The sequence below is a fragment of the Streptomyces bicolor genome (assembly GCF_000719285.1).
Lineage (GTDB): Bacteria > Actinomycetota > Actinomycetes > Streptomycetales > Streptomycetaceae > Streptomyces > Streptomyces bicolor.
In genome coordinates this window covers 16,049-37,348 of the sequence record NZ_JOFS01000034.1, presented here as the reverse complement: position 1 = coordinate 37,348, position 21,300 = coordinate 16,049, and the positions used below count along the sequence as shown (strand labels likewise).

The 21,300-nt window shown below is 71.7% G+C and carries 24 protein-coding genes; 9 read left to right on the top strand and 15 right to left on the bottom strand.

What is annotated here, in order from left to right:
* Positions 1-68 precede the first annotated feature (68 nt).
* Complete coding sequence (lnt, locus tag IF78_RS0134480; protein ID WP_031486499.1) at positions 69-1,643, top strand: apolipoprotein N-acyltransferase; 1,575 nt, start codon at positions 69-71, stop codon at positions 1,641-1,643.
* On the opposite strand, the gene IF78_RS0134475 is transcribed toward lnt, so the two are convergent.
* Together IF78_RS0134475 and IF78_RS0134470 are read right to left on the bottom strand one after the other, a co-directional pair.
* Positions 1,567-2,472: a Gfo/Idh/MocA family protein gene (locus IF78_RS0134475; protein WP_031486498.1), complete on the bottom strand. Its 906-nt coding sequence runs from the start codon at positions 2,470-2,472 to the stop codon at positions 1,567-1,569. The two genes, lnt and IF78_RS0134475, sit on opposite strands and share 77 nt — an antisense overlap.
* On the bottom strand, positions 2,444-3,670 hold the full coding sequence (locus IF78_RS0134470) for an FAD-dependent monooxygenase (protein WP_051828376.1): 1,227 nt from the start codon (positions 3,668-3,670) through the stop codon (positions 2,444-2,446). Before IF78_RS0134470 ends, IF78_RS0134475 begins: the two co-directional genes overlap by 29 nt.
* A 106-nt stretch (positions 3,671-3,776) precedes the next feature.
* Between IF78_RS0134470 and IF78_RS0134465 the strand changes: the two genes are divergently transcribed.
* From IF78_RS0134465 to IF78_RS0134455, 3 genes are all read left to right on the top strand, one after another.
* Complete coding sequence (locus tag IF78_RS0134465) at positions 3,777-4,367, top strand: TetR/AcrR family transcriptional regulator (RefSeq protein ID WP_031486496.1); 591 nt, start codon at positions 3,777-3,779, stop codon at positions 4,365-4,367.
* Between the two features lie 58 nt (positions 4,368-4,425).
* Entirely contained in the window at positions 4,426-4,935 is a 510-nt protein-coding gene (locus tag IF78_RS0134460) for a DinB family protein (protein ID WP_031486495.1), read from the top strand.
* 112 nt (positions 4,936-5,047) lie between these two features.
* On the top strand, positions 5,048-5,530 hold the full coding sequence (locus tag IF78_RS0134455) for a hypothetical protein (RefSeq protein ID WP_031486494.1): 483 nt from the start codon (positions 5,048-5,050) through the stop codon (positions 5,528-5,530).
* Positions 5,531-5,585: 55 nt separating this feature from the next.
* Here the strand turns inward: IF78_RS0134455 and IF78_RS0134450 are convergent, their stop codons facing one another.
* The 7 genes from IF78_RS0134450 to IF78_RS0134420 form a co-directional block, all read right to left on the bottom strand.
* On the bottom strand, positions 5,586-6,041 hold the full coding sequence (locus IF78_RS0134450) for a hypothetical protein (protein ID WP_031486493.1): 456 nt from the start codon (positions 6,039-6,041) through the stop codon (positions 5,586-5,588).
* 143 nt (positions 6,042-6,184) lie between these two features.
* A complete protein-coding gene (locus IF78_RS0134445; RefSeq protein ID WP_031486492.1) occupies positions 6,185-6,868 on the bottom strand; it encodes a uracil-DNA glycosylase in 684 nt (227 codons plus the stop codon).
* A gap of 177 nt (positions 6,869-7,045) precedes the next feature.
* Entirely contained in the window at positions 7,046-8,626 is a 1,581-nt protein-coding gene (locus tag IF78_RS0134440; RefSeq protein ID WP_031486491.1) for an ABC transporter substrate-binding protein, read from the bottom strand.
* Positions 8,627-8,832: 206 nt separating this feature from the next.
* A complete protein-coding gene (locus IF78_RS0134435) occupies positions 8,833-9,594 on the bottom strand; it encodes an SDR family oxidoreductase (RefSeq protein WP_031486490.1) in 762 nt (253 codons plus the stop codon).
* Between the two features lie 20 nt (positions 9,595-9,614).
* Complete coding sequence (fabG, locus tag IF78_RS0134430; protein ID WP_031486489.1) at positions 9,615-10,376, bottom strand: 3-oxoacyl-ACP reductase FabG; 762 nt, start codon at positions 10,374-10,376, stop codon at positions 9,615-9,617.
* Between the two features lie 114 nt (positions 10,377-10,490).
* A complete protein-coding gene (locus IF78_RS0134425) occupies positions 10,491-10,940 on the bottom strand; it encodes a DUF3037 domain-containing protein (protein WP_031486488.1) in 450 nt (149 codons plus the stop codon).
* Entirely contained in the window at positions 10,937-11,701 is a 765-nt protein-coding gene (locus IF78_RS0134420) for a HipA family kinase (protein WP_031486487.1), read from the bottom strand. Before IF78_RS0134420 ends, IF78_RS0134425 begins: the two co-directional genes overlap by 4 nt.
* Before the next feature lie 220 nt (positions 11,702-11,921).
* On the opposite strand from IF78_RS0134420, the gene IF78_RS0134415 reads away from it, so the two are divergent.
* Positions 11,922-12,329: a Rieske (2Fe-2S) protein gene (locus IF78_RS0134415; RefSeq protein WP_031486486.1), complete on the top strand. Its 408-nt coding sequence runs from the start codon at positions 11,922-11,924 to the stop codon at positions 12,327-12,329.
* 19 nt (positions 12,330-12,348) lie between these two features.
* Here the strand turns inward: IF78_RS0134415 and IF78_RS0134410 are convergent, their stop codons facing one another.
* Positions 12,349-12,999: a cysteine hydrolase family protein gene (locus tag IF78_RS0134410; protein WP_031486485.1), complete on the bottom strand. Its 651-nt coding sequence runs from the start codon at positions 12,997-12,999 to the stop codon at positions 12,349-12,351.
* Between the two features lie 160 nt (positions 13,000-13,159).
* Here IF78_RS0134410 and IF78_RS0134405 point away from each other — a divergent pair, with 160 nt between their 5' ends.
* Positions 13,160-13,627: a pyridoxamine 5'-phosphate oxidase family protein gene (locus tag IF78_RS0134405; RefSeq protein WP_031486484.1), complete on the top strand. Its 468-nt coding sequence runs from the start codon at positions 13,160-13,162 to the stop codon at positions 13,625-13,627.
* A gap of 22 nt (positions 13,628-13,649) precedes the next feature.
* On the opposite strand, the gene IF78_RS0134400 is transcribed toward IF78_RS0134405, so the two are convergent.
* On the bottom strand, positions 13,650-14,552 hold the full coding sequence (locus IF78_RS0134400) for a LysR family transcriptional regulator (protein ID WP_031486483.1): 903 nt from the start codon (positions 14,550-14,552) through the stop codon (positions 13,650-13,652).
* Positions 14,553-14,626: 74 nt separating this feature from the next.
* On the opposite strand from IF78_RS0134400, the gene IF78_RS0134395 reads away from it, so the two are divergent.
* Positions 14,627-15,565, top strand: a complete 939-nt coding sequence (locus IF78_RS0134395; RefSeq protein WP_234439924.1) for a DMT family transporter — start codon at positions 14,627-14,629, stop codon at positions 15,563-15,565.
* A 41-nt stretch (positions 15,566-15,606) separates the two neighbouring features.
* On the opposite strand, the gene IF78_RS0134390 is transcribed toward IF78_RS0134395, so the two are convergent.
* Complete coding sequence (locus IF78_RS0134390; RefSeq protein WP_031486481.1) at positions 15,607-16,938, bottom strand: aminotransferase class I/II-fold pyridoxal phosphate-dependent enzyme; 1,332 nt, start codon at positions 16,936-16,938, stop codon at positions 15,607-15,609.
* Positions 16,939-16,973: 35 nt separating this feature from the next.
* On the opposite strand from IF78_RS0134390, the gene IF78_RS0134385 reads away from it, so the two are divergent.
* A complete protein-coding gene (locus IF78_RS0134385; protein ID WP_031486480.1) occupies positions 16,974-17,657 on the top strand; it encodes a pyridoxamine 5'-phosphate oxidase family protein in 684 nt (227 codons plus the stop codon).
* Entirely contained in the window at positions 17,657-18,289 is a 633-nt protein-coding gene (locus tag IF78_RS0134380) for an FMN-binding negative transcriptional regulator (RefSeq protein ID WP_031486479.1), read from the top strand. Before IF78_RS0134385 ends, IF78_RS0134380 begins: the two co-directional genes overlap by 1 nt.
* A gap of 42 nt (positions 18,290-18,331) precedes the next feature.
* Here IF78_RS0134380 and IF78_RS0134375 read toward each other — a convergent pair whose 3' ends face one another.
* The 3 genes from IF78_RS0134375 to IF78_RS0134365 form a co-directional block, all read right to left on the bottom strand.
* On the bottom strand, positions 18,332-19,282 hold the full coding sequence (locus IF78_RS0134375; RefSeq protein WP_031486478.1) for a DMT family transporter: 951 nt from the start codon (positions 19,280-19,282) through the stop codon (positions 18,332-18,334).
* 178 nt (positions 19,283-19,460) lie between these two features.
* The gene (locus IF78_RS0134370) at positions 19,461-20,465 is read right to left on the bottom strand and encodes an EamA family transporter (RefSeq protein WP_031486477.1); all 1,005 of its coding nucleotides are present in this window, start codon (positions 20,463-20,465) and stop codon (positions 19,461-19,463) included.
* Positions 20,466-20,637: 172 nt separating this feature from the next.
* Complete coding sequence (locus IF78_RS0134365; RefSeq protein ID WP_037641901.1) at positions 20,638-21,195, bottom strand: Clp protease N-terminal domain-containing protein; 558 nt, start codon at positions 21,193-21,195, stop codon at positions 20,638-20,640.
* Between the last annotated feature and the right edge of the window lie 105 nt (positions 21,196-21,300).

The following is a 21,300-nucleotide window of genomic DNA, read 5'->3' as shown; positions in this document are numbered from 1 at the left end:
GACGTCCACTGTCCCACTGTCAGTGCCTGCGAGCACACTGGAAGGACCTCGGGGTAGGGAGACGCCGCATGAAGACGATCAGCGACTGGCTCGCCTCGCCGTGGCGGCGCTCGACCGCTGCCGCGCTGGCCGGTGCGCTGCCCGTGCTCGCTTTCCCGGAGCCGTCGCTGTGGTGGTTCGCGTACGTCGCCCTGGTCCCGTGGATCGCGCTGCTGCGCTCCGCACAGACCGGGAAGCGGGCGCTGTACGACGGCTGGTGGGGCGGGTTCGGCTTCATGCTGGCCATGCACCACTGGCTGCTGCCGAACCTCCATGTGTTCACGTTCGTCATCGCCGCCCTGCTCGGCGCGCTGTGGGCCCCCTGGGGGTGGCTGGTGCGCCGCTTCCTGGCCGGGAGACCGTCCGCGGGCCGGGTCGCGGCGGCCCTCGTCGTCCTGCCCTCGGGCTGGCTGCTGATCGAGCTGATCCGCTCCTGGCAGGGGCTCGGCGGGCCGTGGGGCGTGCTCGGCTCCAGTCAGTGGGAGGTGGAGCCCGCGCTGCGGCTCGCCTCCGTGGGCGGGGTCTGGCTGATCAGCTTCCTGGTGGTGGCCGTCAATGTCGCGGCCGCGGTGCTCGTGGCAGTGCGGAAGGCCTGGGTGCCGGCGGTGGCGGGGCTGGTCGCCACCGCCGTCGTCACGTCGGCCGCCTGGGTGTGGTCCCCGCGCCCCGACATCGACGACCGGGTCCGCGTCGCCGTCGTACAGCCGGGTGTCATCCAGGGCGCCGGCAAGGCCGAGCGGCGTTTCGACCGGGAGGAGCAGCTCACCCGCGAGCTGGCCGGTCAGGACGTCGACCTGGTCGTCTGGGGCGAGAGCAGCGTCGGCTACGACCTCGACGACCGGCCCGACTTCGCACGGCGACTCGCGGCGCTGTCGCGTGAGACGGGGGCGAACATCCTGGTCAACGTGGACGCGCGGCGCTCGGACAAGCCCGGTATCTACAAGAGCTCGATCCTGGTCGGCCCGGACGGCCCGACCGGCGCCCGCTACGACAAGATGCGGCTGGTCCCCTTCGGCGAGTACATACCGGCCCGGTCGCTGCTCGGCTGGGCGACCTCCGTGGGCGAGGCGGCGGCCGAGGACCGCAGGCGCGGCACCGAGCAGGTCGTGATGGACGCCGGGCAGGGGCTGCGCATCGGCCCGATGGTCTGCTTCGAGTCCGCGTTCTCCGACATGAGCCGCAACCTCGCCGACCACGGCGCCGAAGTCCTGATCGCCCAGTCCGCGACCTCGACGTTCCAGCAGAGCTGGGCCCCCGAGCAGCACGCCTCGCTCGCCGCACTGCGCGCCGCCGAGACCGGCCGCCCGATGGTGCACGCGACGCTGACCGGCGTCTCCGCCGTGTACGGCCCGAGCGGGCAGCGCATCGGATCCTGGTTGGACACGAGCGTGAGCACGAGCTCGGTCTACGAGGTGCCGTTGGCCGACGGCACCACGCCGTACGTCCGCTTCGGAGAGTGGCCGGTGTACGCGGCGCTGCTGATCATGGCCGCGTGGTGGGTGGGCGAAGGCCTGCGGACCCTGCGGCTCAGGCGGCCCGTTCCTGAACCGCCCGCACGACCCGCTCGCACAGCTCATGGGTCGCCAGCGCGTCCCGGGCGCTGAGGACCTTGCCCGCGCGCACGGCGTCGAGGAACGCGAGCACCGCCTGCTCGATGCCGCGCTGCCGGGCCACCGGCACCCAGTCCCCGCGCCGCCGCACGGTCGGCTGGCCCTTGTGGTCGACGACCTCGGCGAGATTGATGACCTGACGCTTGGTGTCCTGCCCGGACACCTCCAGAACCTCCTCGGCCGAGCCGCTGAGCCGGTTCATCACGCCGAGCGCGGTGAAGCCGTCCCCGGCGAGCTGCAGCACGACATGGTGCAGTAGCCCGCCCTTGACGCGGGCGCGCACGGTCACGTCGTCGACGGGGCCGGGCACCAGGAAGCGCAGCGTGTCCACGACGTGGATGAAGTCGTCCAGGATCATCGAGCGCGGCTCTTCGGGCAGTCCGATCCGGTTCTTCTGCATCAGGATCAGCTCGCGCGGATGGTCGGCGCACTGCACATAGCCGGGGGCGAACCGCCGGTTGAAGCCGACGGCGAGGCTCACGTCGCGCCGCTCGGCGAGCGCCACCAGCCGCTCGGACTCGGCGAGCCGGTACGCGAGCGGCTTGTCGACGTACGTCGGAACGCCCGCCTCCAGCAGCCGGGTCACGATCTCCGGATGGGCGACGGTGGGCGCGTGCACGAAGGCGGCGTCGAGACCCTGGGCGAGGAGCGAGTCGAGGTCCTCGTGCCGCTGCCCCGCCGGGAGGTGGAGGCCGTCGGCGACCCGGGCGAGGGTCGCGGGGGTACGGGTCTGCAGATGCAGTTCGACCCCGGGCTGAACGCCGAGCACCGGCAGGTAGGCCTTCTGCGCGATGTCACCGAGTCCGATGCAGCCGACCTTCACGGGGTGTTCTCCTCTGGCGGTTGCCTGCGGGGGTCTTCCCGGCAGCATACGGCGCCTGCGGCGGCCACCAGTCGGCGATGGACTCGAAGCCCCGCAGGACCAGCTGGGGCGCGGCCCTGGACAGCGCGGCGAGCATGGTGTTCCGTACGGCGATGCCGGCGCGGCCGGTCATCATGTTCAGCCGGCCGACCTGGACGGCCTGGCGGACGATGGCGGACGTACGCGGGAGGCGGGCCGCCGTGTACGCGGCGAGGTCGTCGCAGTACGCGGCCAGGACGACCGCGTCCTCGATGGCCTGGTTGCCGCCCTGCCCCAGCGTCGGCGGCATGGCGTGCGCGGCGTCGCCGATCAGGGCGACCCGGCCCCGGTGGTGGGCGGGCAGCGGCTCGGCGATGTGGCGGACGTCGTGACGCAGGACGTCCTCGGGGCGGGCGGCGGCGAGGATCGCGGGGATCGGGTCGTGCCAGTCGCCGAATCGGCGCAGCAGTTCCGCCTTCTCGTCGTCCGGAGCGCGCTCTCCGGCGGGGGTCATCGCCGCCGCGTACGCATAGACCCGGCCGTCCTTGAGCGGATGCGAGCCCCAGATGCGGCCCGGGCCCCAGGTCTCGTGCGAGGCGAACTCGACGCCGGGCACCGGGATGACGACCCGCCAGGTGGTGAACCCGGAGTACACGGTCCCGGGGTGGTCCGGGAACAGCGCCCGGCGTACGGCGGACCGGATGCCGTCGGCGGCCACCACGAGGTCGGCCTCCAGGTCGCCGTCCGGGGTGCTCACGCGTGCGGGCCGGTCGGCGTCGCCCGGGTCGGCGACGGTCGCGGCGACTGCGGTACGGACCGCCTCGGCGGGGAGTCGTGCGGCGAGGCTGTTGATGAGGGTGGCCCGGTGCAGCAGGACGAGAGGGCCACCGAAGCGTTCGGCCACGGCGTCGGCGTCCATGCGGGAGAGCCAGCGCCCGGACGGGGTGCGCAGACCTCCGTCGCCCTGCCACGCCGCGAGGTCGCGGATCTCGTCGCCGAGCCCGATGACGTCCAGCGCGCGCAGGGAGTTGGGCGCGAGCGAGATGGCCGCGCCGACCGGCTCCAGGGACGGGGCCCGCTCCAGTACGACGACGTCCCAGCCGCCTCGGTGCAGTGCGGCCGCCGCGGTCAGACCGCCGATGCCGCCGCCGATCACGACGGCCCGCCTGGGCTGTGCCATGGCTCCTCCTCGTACAGGACCTGCCCGTACATACGGTTACTACAGCTGTAGTGAAACAGTACGTCGACTGTACTACAGGCGTAGTGTCACGGGTAGGTTGATCTCCATGTCCGAACGCACCTCCGGCGGCTCCCGCGCCGATCTCGTCGCCGACACGGCCCTCGCCCTGCTCGCCGAGCGCGGAATGCGCGGGCTCACGCACCGGGCGGTCGACGAGGCTGCCGGCCTGCCCCAGGGCTCCACCTCGAACCTCGCCCGCACCCGGCAGGCGCTGCTGGAGCTTGCGGTGCGGCGGCTCGCCGACCGCGAGGCGCGCGTCCTGGCGCTGGAGGAGATGCCGGATCCGCGCGGCGGACTCGACTCACTCGTGGCCGGCCTGGCCCTGGCGACGCACCGCGCCCTCACCGGTGGCCGCGAACTGACCCTCGCGCGCTACGAACTGGCGCTGGAGGCGACCCGCCGCCCCGAGCTGCGCGCCTACTTCGACGCCACGGGCGCCCGCTTCCGCGACCAGCTCTCCGCCCTGGTTACCGCGATGGGGTCGACCGACCCGGCCCGGCATGTGCTGTCCCTGGTGGCCTGGGCGGACGGGCTGATGTTCAGCTGCGTGGCCGGGTCCTACAGCGCGGAGGTGCCGAGCCTGGAGGAGCTGCGGGCGGGGCTGCGCGAGCTGCTCGACGGGATGTTCGGCCGCTGAGCCCGGCGAACGGGAAAACTCCTGTCGATCCGGCCTCAGTTGAGCAAGGATTGCGGGCATGACAATCGAACGCCATGAGCCCGACACCACCGCCGACGAGCGCACCATGCTGGAGGGCTGGCTGGACTACCACCGGCAGACCCTTGCGTGGAAGTGCGAAGGCCTGACCGACGCCCAGCTCCGGACCGCCTCCGTGGAGCCGTCCGAGCTGACCCTGATGGGGCTGGTGCGGCACATGGCCGAGGTGGAGCGGTTCTGGTTCCACGAGATCCTCCTGGGCGAGGACCTCGGAGTGCTCTACTGCAACGAAGAGGACCCGGACGGCGACTTCCACTTCACCGAGGCCGACACCTGGGAAGAGGCGCACACCACGTGGCAGCGGGAGATCGAGAACGCCCGTCGCAACGCGGCCGGCTTCGCGCTGGACGACATCTCCAAGGGCAGGAGCAGGTCGGGTGAGCCCTTCAACCTGCGCTGGATCATCACCCACATGATCGAGGAGTACGCCCGCCACAACGGCCACGCCGACCTGGTCCGCGAGCGCGTCGACGGCGCCACGGGCGACTGACGTCAGCCGGCGCGGGGGTGCGCCGCCCGTACGGGGTCAGAGATCACCCGTGTGGATCAACCTCCGCTCGTCCGGTCTCCCAACGGCCGCGGGACCCACCAGAGTTGCGCGCGTGCATCGAACGACGACCACCGCAACGCTCCTGGTCACCGTGGCCGTCTCGGCCCTCGCCGGCTGTACGACGGTCCAGCGCCCGGCGACGCCCCGCCCACCGGCGCCGACACCGTCGCAGCCACCGGCGCCCCGACCGAGCGGGCCGACGGAGCGACCGGTCGTGCAGTCGCCGGCTCGCGAGGCCCTGACCCTCATCGGCCCGTCCCGCCGCCCAGACCCCACGCCATCGACCGCACACGCCATGTCCCCCGCTGCCCCACCACCAGGGCACGAGCCCCCGCCCCGGCGCCCACACCCGCAAGCCCACCGCCCCGGCGCCGACGCCCCGAAGCGGCCGCCGGTCAAGATCCCGGACGCGCAGGAGCCGATCCGTCCTGAGGCCCCGAAGAACGCGGACATGTGCGCGCTGGGCAGGAAGTACGGCGGTTGGCCGGCGGACAGCCAGGAGTCGAGGATCTGCGAGCAGACGTACGGCCAGTGAGGGGCACGGGGAGACGCCAGGGCCGGGCCGCCGCGCAGCCGCCGGCCCGCTCTGTCTACGCCCCCTCCCCCAACCGCCCCTCCAACCGCCGGATCTCCGCCCGCACCCCGTCCCCATACCGGTCGTCCCCCAACACGCCCGCCGCCCCTCGCGCTCGCCGCAGATGCACACGCGCAGCCTCCGCGCGGCCGAGCTTCACATAGTCGGCCGCCAGATTCAGATGCAGCGTGGGATACAGCGCACGTACACCCGGCGCGCCCCCGGCCCCCTCCGCCTCGGTCAACGCCCGCAGATCCCAGGCCAGCTCGTCCGAGGGGTCGTCCTGAGTGTCCGCCAGGTAGTGGGCCAGCGTGCACCGGTGCAGTGGGTCGCCGTCCTCCCCGAGTTCCGTCCACAGGTCGAGCAACCGGCGCCGGGCCTCCTCCCGGTCCCCCGCGTGATGGAGCATGACGACCTGTCCGATCCGCGTCGGCACCGCGTCCGGCGCCGCCTGCTCACGTTGCTCCGTCACCGCGCCCTCCGGACCCTCGTCGGATGATCCCTCCGACGCTAACGGCCCTCACCGGAGATCCGGGGCAGGCGGCTCCGTACGACACCAGCCCGCCCGGGCGTCACGCCGGCCCGCGCGGCGACGGCGACGGCGACGGCGACGGATCAGCCCAGGTCCGGGATGCGCCAGTCGATCGGCTCGTGCCCCTGCTGGGCCACCGCCGCGTTGATCTGCGTGAAGGGGCGGGAGCCGAAGAACTTCTTCGCCGACAGCGGCGAGGGGTGCGCCCCCTTGACCACCACGTGCCGCGTCTCGTCGATGAGCGGGAGCTTCTTCTGGGCGTAGTTGCCCCACAGCACGAACACGGCGGGGTCGGGACGGTCGGCCACGGCCCGGATCACGGCGTCGGTGAACTTCTCCCAGCCCTTGCCCTTGTGCGAGTTCGCCTCGCCGCCGCGCACCGTCAGCACCGCGTTGAGCAGCAGGACGCCCTGCTCGGCCCACGGCATGAGATAGCCGTTGTCGGGGACGGGGTGGCCGAGCTCTTCCTTCATCTCCTTGTAGATGTTGCGCAGCGAGGGCGGCGTCTTCACTCCGGGACGGACCGAGAAGCACAGGCCGTGCCCCTGACCTTCGCCGTGATACGGGTCCTGGCCGAGGATCAGGACCTTCACCTTGTCGTACGGCGTCGCGTCGAGCGCCGCGAAGACCTCCTCGCGCGGCGGGTAGACGGGACCCTTCGCCCGCTCCTCCTCGACGAACTCCGTCAGCTCCTTGAAGTAGGGCTGCTGAAGCTCGTCGGCCAGAACCCCGCGCCAGGACTCGGGCAGCATGGCGATGTCGGTCACGTCAACTTCCTTACGATGTGCGGCAGACGATGTGCGGTCCACGACCAGAGGTCGTTTCCAGGTCTCAGAACCTACAGGCGACCACTGACAATCGCCCCGCGGACCGCACATCCCGAAAAGCCACCAGCCGACGGGGGGTCCCCGCCGGCTGGTCCTGGTGCTCTTTGCAGCGTGCTCCTACCAGCTGGTCTTCCGGTACAGCTCGCCCACCATCATGATCGTCGACGGGTCCAGCGCCCGCTCCGCACCCGAGATCTCGGCGCTCGCGGCCACGTACTGCCGGCCCTGCCACAGCGGCAGCAGCCGCGCGTCGTCGACGAGGATGCGCTGGGCGTCCTCGAAGTCCTTGACCACGTTGGCCCGGTCGCTCTGGGCGCGGGAGTTGGGCAGCAGGGTCTCGGTGATCTTGGGCACCACGTAGGGCGTGCCGAGCGCGTTCTGCTCGCCGACGAACGGCGCGATGAAGTTGTCCGCGTCCGGGAAGTCGGGGAACCAGCCACGGCCGAACACCGGGTACTCGCCGTTCTGGTAGCCGGTGACGTACGTCTTCCAGGGGCGGCTCTTGAGGGTGATCTCGAAGAGGCCGGACGCCTCGAGCTGGCTCTTCAGCTCCTCGAACTCCGCCTTGGTGGCGGAGCCGTAGCGGTCGCTGGTGTACCAGAGGGTGAGCGGGACCGGGGTCGAGATGCCCGCGTCGGTGAGGATCTCGCGGGCCTTGGCCTTGCTGGGGTCGCCGTAGTCGTCGAAGAAGCCCGTGGTGTGTCCGGTCAGGCCCTTGGGGACCATGGAGTACAGCGGCTCGACGGTGTCCTTGTAGACCTTGTGGGCGATCGCCGGACGGTCGACGACCTGGGCGATGGCCTTGCGGACGGCCTCCTTGCCGGCCATGGGGTCCTTGGGGTTGAAGACCAGGTAGTTGATCTCGGTGCCGGAGCCCTCGATCAGCTGGAGTTCGTCCTCGTCGTCGGCCTGGAGGTCGACGATGTCGTCGGCGGCGAGGCCACGGAAGGCGACGTCGAGCTCCTTGTCGCGCAGCGCGCCGACCATGGTGGGCGAGTCCTGGAAGTACCGGATCGTCACCGCGTCGTTCTTCCGCTCCGCGTACCCCTGGTAGCCGCTGTACTTGACGAGCTCGGCCTGCTTGCCCTCCTCGTAGGACTCGAGGGTGTACGGCCCGGACCCGACGATGCTGTCGCCCTCGCGCAGCTTGTCGGCCGGGTAGTCCTCGGGGTCCACGATCGACATGGCGGGCGTGGCGAGCACGAACGGGAAGGTCGCGTCGGCTCTGTTCAGGTGGAAGACGAGCTCGCGGTCGTTCAGCACCTGGACCCGATCGAGGCTGCCCAGCAGTCCGGCCGGGCCGCCGTTGACCTTGATCTTCCGGATCCGGTCGATCGAGTGCTTGACCGCCTTCGCGTCGAGCGTGTGCCCGTCGGAGAACTTCAGGCCCCCGCGCAGCTCGCACTTGTACTTCATGTTCGAGCTGTCGGTGAACTGGCAGCTCTTGGCGGCGTCGGGCTCGGGCTCGGTGGCGCCGGAGGGGTAGCTCAGCAGCGTCTGGTAAATGTTGCGGAACAGTTCCCAGGAGCTGTCCCACGACGCGGCGGGATCAAGGGTGCTGGGGGCGGCGGTCGTCCCCACCACGATCGGCCCCTCCTCCTCCGTCGAATCGGACGAGAGGACACCGCACCCTGCCACCAGGGACGATATGGACGCGATGGCCGCCACCTGCCGCAGGCGTCGGATCCGGTTGAACACGCGCACGCTCCTCGATCTGCCATGCCAAGGGTCGGCAAAACATACCGCAGTGTTCCGGCGTGTGGACCTCCGGTCTCATGAGCACTTGCTCACCTCCCCGGTGACTACGTTGTCAAAGGCCGTTGATCTCCCCATACGTCGACACGGGCACCGCTGTTGTCCAGCGGTGCCCGTGTCGTCAGCGCCTGCGTCCTGAGTCCCGCGCGTCAGCCGACGCCGGCGTTGAGGAAGATGCCGCCGTCGACGACGAGCGTCTGCCCGGTGACCCAGTCGGACTGATCGGAGGTGAGGAACGCGGCGGCGCCGCCGATGTCGGAGGGCACCCCCAGCCGGCCCAGCGGGTAGGCAGCGGCGGCCTCGGCCTCCCGGCCCTCGTACAGGGCCTGCGCGAACTTGGTCTTCACCACGGCCGGGGCGATCGCGTTCACCCGCACCTTGGGCGCGAACTCGTGCGCCATCTGCTGGGTGAGGTTGATCATGGCGGCCTTGCTCACGCCGTATGCGGCGATGAACGGCGAGGGCGCGATGCCCGCGACGGAGGCGATGTTGACGATCGCGCCGCCGTTGTCCTTCTGCCAGGCGTGCCAGGTCTTCTGCGCGAAGCCGAGCGCGGAGATCACGTTGGTCTCGAAGACCTTGCGCGCGACGCCCAGGTCGAGGTCGGCGAGCGGCCCGAACACCGGGTTGGTGCCGGCGTTGTTGACCAGGTAGTCGACCCGGCCGAAGGCTTCCATGGCGCGCTCGACGGCAAGGGCCTGGTGGGCCTCGTCGTGCGCCTTGCCCGCCACGTAGACCGCGCGGTCGGCGCCGAGCTGCTCGACGGCCTCCTTGAGGGCGTCCTCGCCCCGGCCGGTGATGACGACGCGGTCGCCGCGGGCGACGAGCGCCTCGGCGACGCCGTAGCCGATGCCACGGCTGGCGCCCGTGATGAGGGCGACCTTGCCGGAGAGTTCAGGCAGTGCAGTCATGTCCGTGTGTCCCCAGTTCCCTAGTCGAGCGGTCCGCCGGCGACGTACAGCACCTGGCCGGAGACGAAGCCGGCCGCTTCGCCCGTGAAGAAGGCGATCGCGTTGGCGATGTCCTCCGGCTCGCCGACGCGCGCGACCGGGATCTGGGTGGCGGCGGCGGCCTTGAAGTCCTCGAAGCCCATGCCGACGCGTTCGGCGGTGGCCTTGGTCATCTCCGTGGCGATGAAGCCGGGGGCGACGGCGTTGGCGGTGACGCCGAACTTGCCGAGTTCCTTGGCCAGGGTCTTGGTGAAGCCCTGCAGACCGGCCTTGGCGGCGGAGTAGTTCACCTGGCCGCGGTTGCCGAGCGCCGAGGACGAGGAGAGGTTGACGATACGGCCGAAGCCCGCGTCCACCATGTGCTTCTGACACGCCTTGGACATCAGGAAGGCGCCGCGCAGGTGCACGTTCATGACGGTGTCCCAGTCGGCGACGCTCATCTTGAACAGCAGGTTGTCACGGAGCACGCCCGCGTTGTTGACCAGGATCGTCGGGGCGCCGAGCTCCTCGGCGATCCGCGCGACGGCCGCCTCGACCTGTGCCTCGTCCGAGACGTCGCAGCCGACCGCGATCGCCCTGCCGCCGGCCGCGGTGATCTTCTCCACGGTGTCCTTGCAGGCGGCCTCGTCGAGGTCGATCACGGCGACCGCGCGGCCCTCGGCGGCCAGTCGTACGGCGGTGGCGGCGCCGATGCCGCGCGCTCCGCCGGTGACTACGGCGACCCGCTGCTCAGTGGTGGACATCAGTGACTCTCCTCGGGTGAGCGACCGCTTAGTACCTTCGATGGACGTGACGCTAGAAGTCCTGGCACGCGGTGTCAACGGCCACCGCGCGCATGTGATCCATTACCTGGTCCGTCACTTCACCAACCGATCGAGCAGCCGCTCCGCCTCGGCCGCCGGATCGGTGGTGAGCCCGGTGTGTACGGGCCCCGGCTGGACGACCGTCGAGCGGGGCGCGATCAGCCAGCGAAAGCGCCGCCCGGCGTCGTCACCGGCCGCCTGCCCCGCCGCCTCGCTGCCGCCGCAGACGCTCTCGACGGCCCCGAGTGCGGCCCGGACGCCGGCCACGTCCGCGGCCGGGTCGAGGGCGAGCAGCCGCGCCTCGTCGAGGTGGGTGCGGGCACCGACGTAGCCCTGGGCCCGGCAGTACACCAGCACGCCCGCGTTGATGCACTCGCCGCGTTCGACGCGGGGTACGACGCGCAGGAGGGCGTACTCGAAGACGTCCCGGTCGTTCGACTCGCCGCCCCGGATGATGTGGCGTTCGACCACATGGCCGGCCATGTGGATGTGGCGCTCGCTCACTTGCTCTCCTCGATTCCGGTGACGCGCTCGTGGACGACGGCCGCGCGGGCGAGCAGGGGCCGCGCATAGGCCCGTCGGAGATCGTCGGGTGTGTCGAAGCCCGGTTCGCCGGCCAGCCAGGCGTCCGGGATCTCGGCGGTCACCTCCGCGAGCAGCTCCTCGGTGACCAGCGGCGCCAACTCGGCGGCGGCGCCGAGCACATCGGGCGCGAAGGTGACGAGGGCGTGGTCGGAGGCGTCGTACGGACGCGCCGCCGACGCCTCGGCCCCGGGCCAGTTGTGGTGCCAGATCATGGTCGCGCCGTGGTCGATGAGCCACAGGTCGCCCTGCCACATCAGCAGGTTGGGGTTGCGCCAGGACCGGTCGACGTTGTTCACCAGGGCGTCGAACCAGACGATGCGGCCGGCCTCCTCGGGGCTCACCTCGAAGGCGAGGGGGTCGAAGCCGAGGGCGCCGGAGAGGAAGTCCATGCCGAGGTTGGTGCCGCCGCTGGACCTGAGCAGCTCCTGGACCTGCTGGTCCGGTTCGCCGAGCCCCAGCACCGGGTCGAGCTCCACCGTCACCAGCCGGGGCACCCTGAGGCCCAGCCTGCGGGCGAGTTCACCGCAGACGATCTCGGCGACCAGTGTCTTGCGGCCCTGTCCGGCGCCGGTGAACTTCATGACGTACGTGCCGAAGTCGTCGGCCTCGACGAGCCCCGGCAGTGAGCCGCCCTCACGCAGGGGCGTGATGTAGCGGGTCGCGATGACTTCCTTGAGCATCGCCCCAGGTTACTGGCGCGGGAGCGGGGGCCGGGGCGGCCCGGGCGGTCGACGGCGAGTTCGCGCCGACAGCGAACCGACAGGTTCGGACAGGGAACCGACAGGTCCGCTTTACCCATCTCCACGCCGGACCAGGTCAGGATTCCGGCATCGTCTGAACAGCCGGTCCCGAAGGACCGTACCTCTCGGCAGATCAAGAATCCGCGGAAGGAACGTCAGCATGACCAGCGAATCAGTTCAGCCGGTGTCGGGACCGAGTCGCCGTGCCGTCGTGGCGGCGGTCGGTGCGGCGGGGCTCGCCGTCGCGCTGACCGCGTGCGGGTCGGAGGACGAGGCGTCCGGCTCGGCACTCGCGAAGACCGCCGACATCCCGGAGGGCGGTGGCAAGGTCTTCAGCGCCGAGAAGGTGGTGGTCTCCCAGCCGACGGCGGGTGACTACAAGGCCTTCTCGACGATCTGCACCCACCAGAACTGCCCGATGACGGACCTCAAGGAGGACACCCTCTCCTGCGCCTGTCACGGCAGCCAGTTCTCCGTCCTCGACGGCAGCGTGAAGAAGGGTCCGGCCACCCAGCCGTTGGCCGCCAAGGAGATCAGCGTCTCGGGCGACTCGATCACGCTCGCCTGACCCGCGGCACCGACAGGGCTCAGGCCCGGCCCGCACGGCGTGGACGCTTGAAGCAGCCCAGCACCTCGTCCGTGGTCGCGACCGTGGCGACCCATGCGAGGGTGTGGCGGATCATCGCCTGGGTGTAGTCGGAGGGCACCCCGGCGACGGCGTCCCGTGGCACGACCACGGCATATCCCCGGTTCACGGCGTCGAAGACGGCGCCCGGGATCGCCACGTTGGCCGAGACGCCGGTGACGATCAGCGTGCGGCAGCCGAGGTTGCGCAGCAGCGCGTCGACGTCGGTGCCCTGGATCGGGGACAGGCCGTGCAGTCGCCGTACGACGAAGTCCTCCTCGGCGACCTCGATCGGCGCCGCCACCCGCACCGCCGCGGTGCCGGACAGCTGCTGGACGGGGAGCCGTTCGGCAGCGCGGAACAGGCGGGCGTTGCGGCTCGCGCCGCGGCCGTCGGGGCGGCGTTCGGCGATCGCGTGGATCACCTGGACGCCGCTCTCGTGGGCCGCCGCGACCAGCCGGGCGACGTTGGCGAGGGCCCCCGAGGAGCGGGCCTCCTTGGCGAGTTCGGGCAGCGCGCTGTCCGGTCCGACGACTCCCTGCTGGCACTCGACGGTGAGCAGCACGGCGGTCGCGGGGTCGAGGAGTTCGCTGAGTTCGGCGTACGACGGCATGGGTCCCCCTGTGACCGGCGGCGGCGTGCGGCGGCGAGAGTAGTCACCATCGCGTGCGGACGGAACCACCATTGCGTGTGGAGGGAACTCGACCCATCCTTTTCTGACGTGATGTCAGAGGATCTCTCCTCTGACACGACGTGAGAGAAGAGGGGGCCGCATGACCGTCACTCAGCGCCGGGGCCGCAAGATCATGATGACGCCGGGCGAGCTGGACGAGTTCCTCACCACTCAGCGCACCTGCCGGGTCGCCACGGTGTCCGCCGACGGCTTCCCGCATGTCAGCGCCCTGTGGTTCGCCTGGGACGGCATCTCGCTGTGGCTGTACTCGGTCGTCCGCAGCAAGCGGTGGACCGATCTGCGCCGCGATCCGCGGGTCGCGGTCGTGATCGACACGGGCGAGGAGTACGAGCAGCTGCGCGGCGTCGAGCTGTCCGGAACCGTCGCGTTCGTGGGCGAGATCCCGCGCGTCGGCGAACTGCGGGCCGAACTCGACGTCCCCGAGACGCTGTTCGCCCGCAAGAACTTCGGCATCGACGAGATGCCGCACGACGGCCGGCACGCGTGGGTGCGGCTGACGCCGGAGAAGATCGTGTCGTGGGACTTCCGGAAGCTGGGATCCCTGTAGGGCTCCACGGAGCGCCGGCGGTTCAGGTGATCTCCTCGGCGGCCGTCCGCAGAGCCTCCACCGCCGCCCGGATCGACGGGCGGCGGTCGGCGTCCGCACGCCACACCGCGTAGACGTACCGGTGCACCCGGTGCCGCACGGGCACGGTCCGCACCCCGGACGGCAACGGGTCGCGGCCCAGCCGGGGTGCCACGCAGACGCCCAATCCGGCGGCCACCAGCGCGAGTTGGGTGTGGTGCTCCCCCGCGCGATGGGCGATGCGGGGCTCGATGCCCTTGGTGCGCAACGTGTACAGCAGCCACTCGTGACAGAACTCGCCCTCGGGCCAGGCGACCCACTCGTCGTCCGCGAAGTCCTCCAGGTCGACCTCGCGCCGGCCGGCGAGCGGATGCCCCTCGGGCATGGCGATCTCCACGCGGTCCTCGAGGATCGACGCCTTGGCGAGCCCCTCCGGCATGGGCAGCGGCTTGTTGTACCAGTCGAGGACGACGGCCAGGTCGACGTCACCCCGGAGCACGGCGTCGATTCCGCGCTCGGGCTCCAGCTCGCGCGACTGAAGGCGCAGGGCCGGGTGGTCGCCTCGCAGGGCGGCGAGCGCCATGGGGAACAGCCCGCGCAGGGCGGTGGGGAACGCGGCCAGCCGTAGCTCACCGACCACCTGCCCGCGCTGCGCCTCCAGGGCGGACTGGGCCAGCTCGACCTGCGACAGGATGCGCGCGGCGTGCTCGGCGAGCAGCCGGCCGGCGTCGGTGAGCCGCACGCCCCGGCCGTTCTTGGCGAGGAGTTGCTGGCCGACCTCGCGCTCCAGCTTGGACATCTGCTGCGACACGGCGGACGTCGTGACGTGCAGTCCCTCGGCGGCGCCGCTGACCGAGCCGTGGCGGGCGAGGGCGTCGAGGGTGCGCAGGCGCTCCAGGTTCAACATATAAGCAATGCTACGAGATACGGCGTGCAAAATCTCGATTGTGCTACGAGATCGGATGCAGCATCGTTGCTGCCATGACCACCGCCACCGCCTCGCGCAGGCCGGCCGCAGCGCCCGCCCGCCCTCGCCCCCGCGCCCGTCTCGACTGGCGGCTGCGCTTCGCCGCGCTCTCCCTGATCTGGGGTTTCAGCTTTCTGCTCATCAAGGTGGGCACCGACGGCTACGCGCCTTTCCAGGTCACGCTCGGGCGGCTGGCGTTCGGTACGGCGGTGCTGGCGGCCGCGATGCTGGTGAAGCGGGAACGGCTTCCCCGCGGGGCTCGGACGTGGGGGCATCTGGCTGTCGCCGCGTTCCTCCTCAACTCGCTGCCGTTCTCCCTGTTCGCCTACTCCGAGTTGACGATCCCATCCACGCTGGCAGGCATCTGCAACGCGACCTCACCGCTGTGGGGCATGGCCCTGTCCCTGGTCGCACTCTCGGAGGACCGGCCGACGCGGGTGAGGGTGGCCGGGCTCGGTATCGGCTTTCTCGGCGTCCTTACGGTGCTGGGGGCGTGGCAGGGCTTTCAGGGGCTGGATGCCACGGGGACGGCGATGGCGTTGCTGGCCTCGTTGAGCTACCCGATCGGCTGGATATACGTCCGCCGGACACTGGCCGCGTCCGGTGAGTCGCATCTGTCGCTGACGGGGGCGCAGTTGTTGCTGGCGACGGTTCAACTGGCCGTCGTGACGCCCCTGTTCACCTCTTTGCCGACGCGGTTTCCTCTGCTGCCGCTGGTCGCGGTGGTGGCGCTGGGGGCGCTGGGTACGGGGCTCGCTGTTTTGATGCAGTACGGGCTGGTCGATGAAGTCGGGCCGACGACGGCTCAGATGGTCACGTACTTCATTCCGGTCATTGCCACGGCTGCGGGGGTTGCCTTGCTGGGTGAGTCGTTGAGCTGGTCCACGCCGGTGGGGGCGGTGGTCGTGCTGGCGGGGGCTGCGCTTGCTCAGGTGCGGCGAAAGAGCGCCTGACGGGCAGGGGTGCAATCACCGTTGGCTGTCCTGCCCCGTGTTCACACGTAGCTCCTCGCCGGTCCCGGGCCCAAAGCCGTCGCCACCGCGGCCGCCAGCGGACCGGCCTCCTCCTCGGTGAGTGTCGCGGTGGTGATCCTGATCCCGGGCGGTGAGCTCGTGCGGAAGCGGGCCCCGGGGGCGACCGCCCAGCCGGCGTGCATCAGCTGGGCCACGGCGCCCGTCTCGTCGGGCACCGGGATCCAGACGTTCAGGCCACTACGTCCGTGAGCCTCGACTCCCCGCTCCGCAAGCGCCCGGAGCAGCAGGTCACGGCGCTCACCGTACGTCGCCGCCACCGCCGCCGGGTCGTGCGCGCCGTCGGTCCACAGACGCACCACGGCCCGCTGCACCAGCCTGCTGACCCAGCCGGGCCCGAGCCGCTGCCGGCCGCGCACCCGGTCCACCGTGAGCTCGTCCCCGGTGAGCACGGCGAGCCGCAGGTCGGGGCCGTAGGCCTTGGCGACCGAGCGGACGAAGGCCCACCTGTGGCAGACGCCGGCCAGGGGGTGCACAGGCACGTCGACGATGCCGTGACCGTGGTCGTCCTCGATCAGCAGGATCTCCGTGTGCTCCCGCAGCAGCGACCGCAGGGCACGCGCGCGCGTGGCGCTCACCACGGCTCCGGTCGGGTTCTGCATGCGGTCGGTCACGATCAGAGCGCGCACCCCGGAGTCGAGGGCCCGCCGTACATCGTCGGGCCGTGGCCCCTCGTCGTCGACTCCGACGGGGACCATACGCAGACCGAACGCCGGAATCAGGTCCAGCAGGCTGCCCCAGCCCGGGTCCTCGACGGCGACGGCGTCCCCGGGCTTGAGGTGGGCCACCAGGACGCGCTCGATGGCGTCCAGCGATCCGGAGGCGACCGCCAGAGGCCCGTCGGCCACACCATCGGCGTCCAACCACGCCCGCGCGATCCGCGCCAGCTCCGGCTCCACGGCCTCGTCCCCGTACAGCACCGGATTCCGGTCGCCCTGTTCGCCCGCGGCCGCGAAGGCCTTCGCGAGCGAGGGCAGCAGCGCCGGGTCGGGATTGCCGTCTGCGACGTCGCGCACGCCCTCGGGCACGACCACCCGAGCGTGCTCACGCCCGGTCGTGGCCGGCCTCGCCCGCACCCGGCTGCCCCGGCGGCCCGCCGTCTCGATCACCCCGCGCTCCCGCAGGGTGCGATACGCGGCGGCGACCGTATTGGGATTCACGCCCAGCTCGACCGCCAACTCCCGCATGGGCGGCAGCGGTTGACCCGGCTCCAACTGCCCGGCACTCACCGCGCGCTCGACGCTCGCCGCAATCTCCGCTGCGCGCCGCCCTTCGATCCGATATCCTCCTAGCACAAACACGATTATGCACTAGTGCAATGGAGAGCGCAATGCAGGGGACCCCGCAGCCGACGTCGCCGCCCGCCGCCTACACGCCGACCGACCGCACCGTCCCCACCCGCTCGCCGGACCGGGCGTCGTACGACAGGGAACTGGTGCACGCGATACTCGACGAGGCCTACGTCTGCCATCTCGGCTTCGTGCGCGACGGTGCGCCGGTCGTGCTGCCCACGCTGTTCGGCCGGGTCGGCGAGACGCTCTACGTCCACGGCTCGACGGGTTCGCGCCCGCTGCGGATGACCGGAAAGGCCGACCCGGGGCTGCCGGTGTGCCTGACGGTCACCCATGTCGACGCGCTGATCCTGGCCCGCTCGGCCTTCCACCACTCGATCAACTACCGGTCCGTGGTGGTGCACGGCATCGCGTACGACGTGACGGACCCCGAGGAGAAGCGGATCGCCCTCGACGCCCTGGTCGACCACGTGGTGCCGGGCCGGTCGGCCGACTCCCGCCCCGCCAACAAGAAGGAGCTGGCCGCGACCGCCGTGATCCGCCTCGACCTGAACGAGGTCTCCGCCAAGCTCCGCACCGGCGGTGTGAACGACGAGCCCGAGGACCTCGCCCTCCCCCACTGGGCCGGCGTCGTCCCGCTGCGCAAGGGCTACGAGGCGCCGGTCGGGGACCCCGACCTGGCCCCCGGCACCGAGCTTCCCGCCTATCTCGGAGCCCTGTGATGCTGGTCCACCCCTGGGACGCGCCCCTCGACGACGCCGAGTGGCAGCGGTGGCTGGCCGTCCACGACTTCGGGCAGCTCGTCGTCAACGGACGGGACGGCGAGCCGCCGTATGCCCAGCCGCTGCACTTCGTCTACGACGCCGAGCGCGGCGAGGTCCTGACGCACCTGGCCCGCCCCAACCCGATGTGGCCCGCGCTGCTTGAGAACCCCGAGGTCGTCCTGAGTGTGGTCGACGACTACGTGTACGTGCCCGGCCCCTGGCAGGCGGCACCGGAGGACCCGCCCGAGCACGGCACCCCGACCAGCTTCTACGCCGCGGTCCAACTCCGGTGCCGGGCCCGTGTCGTCGACGACCCCGCGGAGAAGGCCGAGCTGCTCAACCGCCAGGTCGGCCATTTCCAGCCGGAGGGCGGCTCGGCACGCGTCGCGGTGGGCGAGGTGCCGTACGGCCGCATGCTGTCCGGGCTGCGCGGCGTGCGGCTCGAAGTGACCGGCGTACGGGCCAAGTTCAAGTACGCCAATCACCGGACCGAGGAGGTCAAGGACAGGATCGCGGACCGTCTGGTGGCCCGGAGCGGTCCGCGCGACGCGGCGGCACACGAGCACCTGCGGCGCCGACGCCGAGCCTGAGCGAAGGGGCCCTCCACCCGTGTGGTGCAGAGCCCCTCGGCATCACGCCGACAGCGGCTCCCGCCTCGCCCCGCGGGTCTCCGCCACCGCGAGACCCGCGACCGACCCGAGCATCAGCAGGGTGCCCGCGACAGTCGGCGCCGTCAGGTGTTCGCCGAGCAGGGCGACGGCGAGCACCGCCGCGCCGACCGGCTCCAGCAGCATGATCACGGACACGGTGGCGGACCGTACGGCGGCCGCGCCCGCGAAGTAGAGCGCGTACGCGAGGGCCGTGGGCACGGCCGCGATGTACGCCACCAGCCAGCCGAGCCGGACGGGGTCGGCCGTGTGCGGCAGGAGGCCCTCGGCGAGGGCGAACGGCAGCAGGCTCAGGCTGGTGACCGCGAAGGCCCAGACGGAGGTGGCGGCGGCGTCGGTCCCGCCGTCGCGGCCCCACTTGCGGGTCAGGAGGGTCATCACGGAGTAGGCGGCCGCCGACACCAGTGCGAGCAGCACGCCCCACGGTCGTACGGTCGCGCCCTGGCCGCCGAGCGCGAGCACCGCGAGCCCGGTGAGCGCGCCGGCCACGGCCGCGACGCCGCCGCGGCCGAGCCGCTCCCCCAGGGTCAGCCGGGCGCCGAGCGCGATGAAGACGGGACCGGCGCCGAGGGCGACGACGGTGCCCACCGCGAGTCCGGTGGCCTCCACGGCCGCGAAGTAGGCCGTCTGGAACACCGCCAGCCCGAGGCCCGTGACCCCGGCTCGCAGCGCCTTGCGGCCGAGGGGCTCGGATACGACGACGGCGGTCCGGTTGCGTGGACGCAGGAGCCGCACGGCGAGCAGCAGCACGAAGCCGACGGCACAGCGCCAGAAGGAGAGGGCGACCGGCCCCATGTCACTGGTCCGGTAGACCAGGGAGGCGGCCGCGCCCGCGGTGCCCCAGGCGGCGCCGGCGATGATCAGGTAGATGAGGCCTCGCCCGATGGGCAGGCCGGAGACAGAGGTGTTCGACACGAGTTGTTCTCCGCAGACATGCAGAAGTTCTGGGAGGAGCCCGGCTCAGCGGGGTCCGTGGACTTCGTCTGCGGGCAGCACCGTTCGGCCCGGCGGGACGGCCGGGCCGGTGTTCCGGAGGGCCCGCCTCAGGCGGCCGGAGGCGGAAGAACGAGTGTCGAAGGCATGATGGCGCAGCCTAGGTGACGTTTCCGCGGGCGGACAACTCGCGCTCGGGACCGCCGCTCGCCACCGGCTCGGCCGGGGTCTTGGCGGGCGCGGACGACTGCGCGATGAACGCCCCGACGAGGACGACCGCCCCGCCGACGATCTGGGGCGCCGAGAGGTGCTCGCCGAGCAGGAACCAGGCGAGGACGGTCGCGATGACCGCTTCGAGGCAGGCCACGACTCCGGCGACCTGCGGCGAGAGCCGTCGTACCGAGACCACGCCGGTGACATACGCGATCACGGTCGCGACGAGCACGATCCAGGCCAGCAGCACGGCGGCCGCGACCGGGGTGCCGTTCATGTCTGCGGTGTCCGCGAGGACCGACCAGTCCAGGTTCCAGGGGCGGGCCACGACGGTCAGGACGGCGGCGCCGACGAGCAGGCCGTAGGCGATGACGCCGAGCGGGTCGGGGGCGGCGTCGCCGGAGTCGCTGCCCTGGTCGGACAGGACGAAGTAGCCGACCTGGCAGCAGGCGGCGCCGAGCGCGAGGAGCAGTCCGAGGGCGTCGAAGCTCAGCCCCGACCAGACCTCGACGACGCAGGCGAGGCCGCCGACCGCGAGGACCACGCCGGCGGCGGCGGCACGCGTCACGGGCCGTCGCTGCACGAACCGCACCCAGCCGAGGACGAGGGCGGGCGCCAGGTACTCGACGAGCAGCGCGACGCCGACCGGGATCCGGGATATCGAGGCGAAGTAGAACGCCTGCACACCGGCCACCCCGAGCAGCCCGAACCCGGCGAGCAGCGCGGGACGGCGACGCAGCAGGGCCCGGTGGCGTACGGCGAGCGGCAGCATCACCAGGGCGGCGCCCGCCACCCGCAGCCACACCACGTGCAGCGGGTCGAGCCCCGCCTCGATCAGCGGCTTGGCCGCGACACCGGACCCTCCGAAGGCGACCGCGGAACCGATCGCCAGACCGAGCCCGACGCCCTTGCCGCGGCCGGCCCGACTGCTCTCATACGTACGCACCGGCACATGATGACAGGCGATGACAGGAGCGTCATCCCCGGTGACACCTGTCTCAGCGAGTGGACGGGAGCGGGGTGCTCTGGGCTGCGGGGTGGGGCGGTCGCGGAGTCGGTGCGGGGCGGAGGGCTGTGCGGCGGCCGGCACGAGGGCTGGGCAGCCGCTCGCCTGAGGCTGGCGCCTAGCGGCCGGTGTCGCCGCCGACGTACTCGTCGCGGTGCTCGTCGATCCGGGCGCGCAGCGCGTTCGCGTCGACGCCGGCGCGGTCGAGCACCTCGACGGCGCGTGCCTGCGGGTCCAGCACGATCGCCGCGAGCAGGTCGATGCCGCGGGCCTGGGTGGCACCGCGCCCGGCGGCACGTCGGCGGGCGTGCTCCATGGCGCTCGCGGCCAGCGGGGAGAAGCCCTCGCCGTCCATCACGACGGGTACCGCGCCGGAGTCCTCGACGGTGCCCTGCCAGCGCAGGCCGTAGCCGATGGTGCGCTGCACGAGGTAGCCGAGCAGGCGGGCGATCTGAGGGCCGTCGCCGAAGACGGCGTAGACGTCCGGGTCGTGCTCCAGGAGCGAGTGCAGCAGATGGGCCGTGTCGATCTGCCGGTCCCCGTCCCTGACGGCCCGGCGGCGGGCGCCGGAGACCACCGCTGCCAGCTCGTCGCTGAGCCTGACATCGTCCGCCGCGGCGTCCGGGCGCCGGCAGTCCGGCTCCTGGGCCGACTGCCGGGGGATACGGGGTTGCACACCCCCTACCCCATCAACCACTTCGCGCCAGGTCATCCGCGGGAGGAAGCATTTTCGCGTCCCACACAGAGTGGACTCGACCCGCCGGAATATCCTCCTTACGGA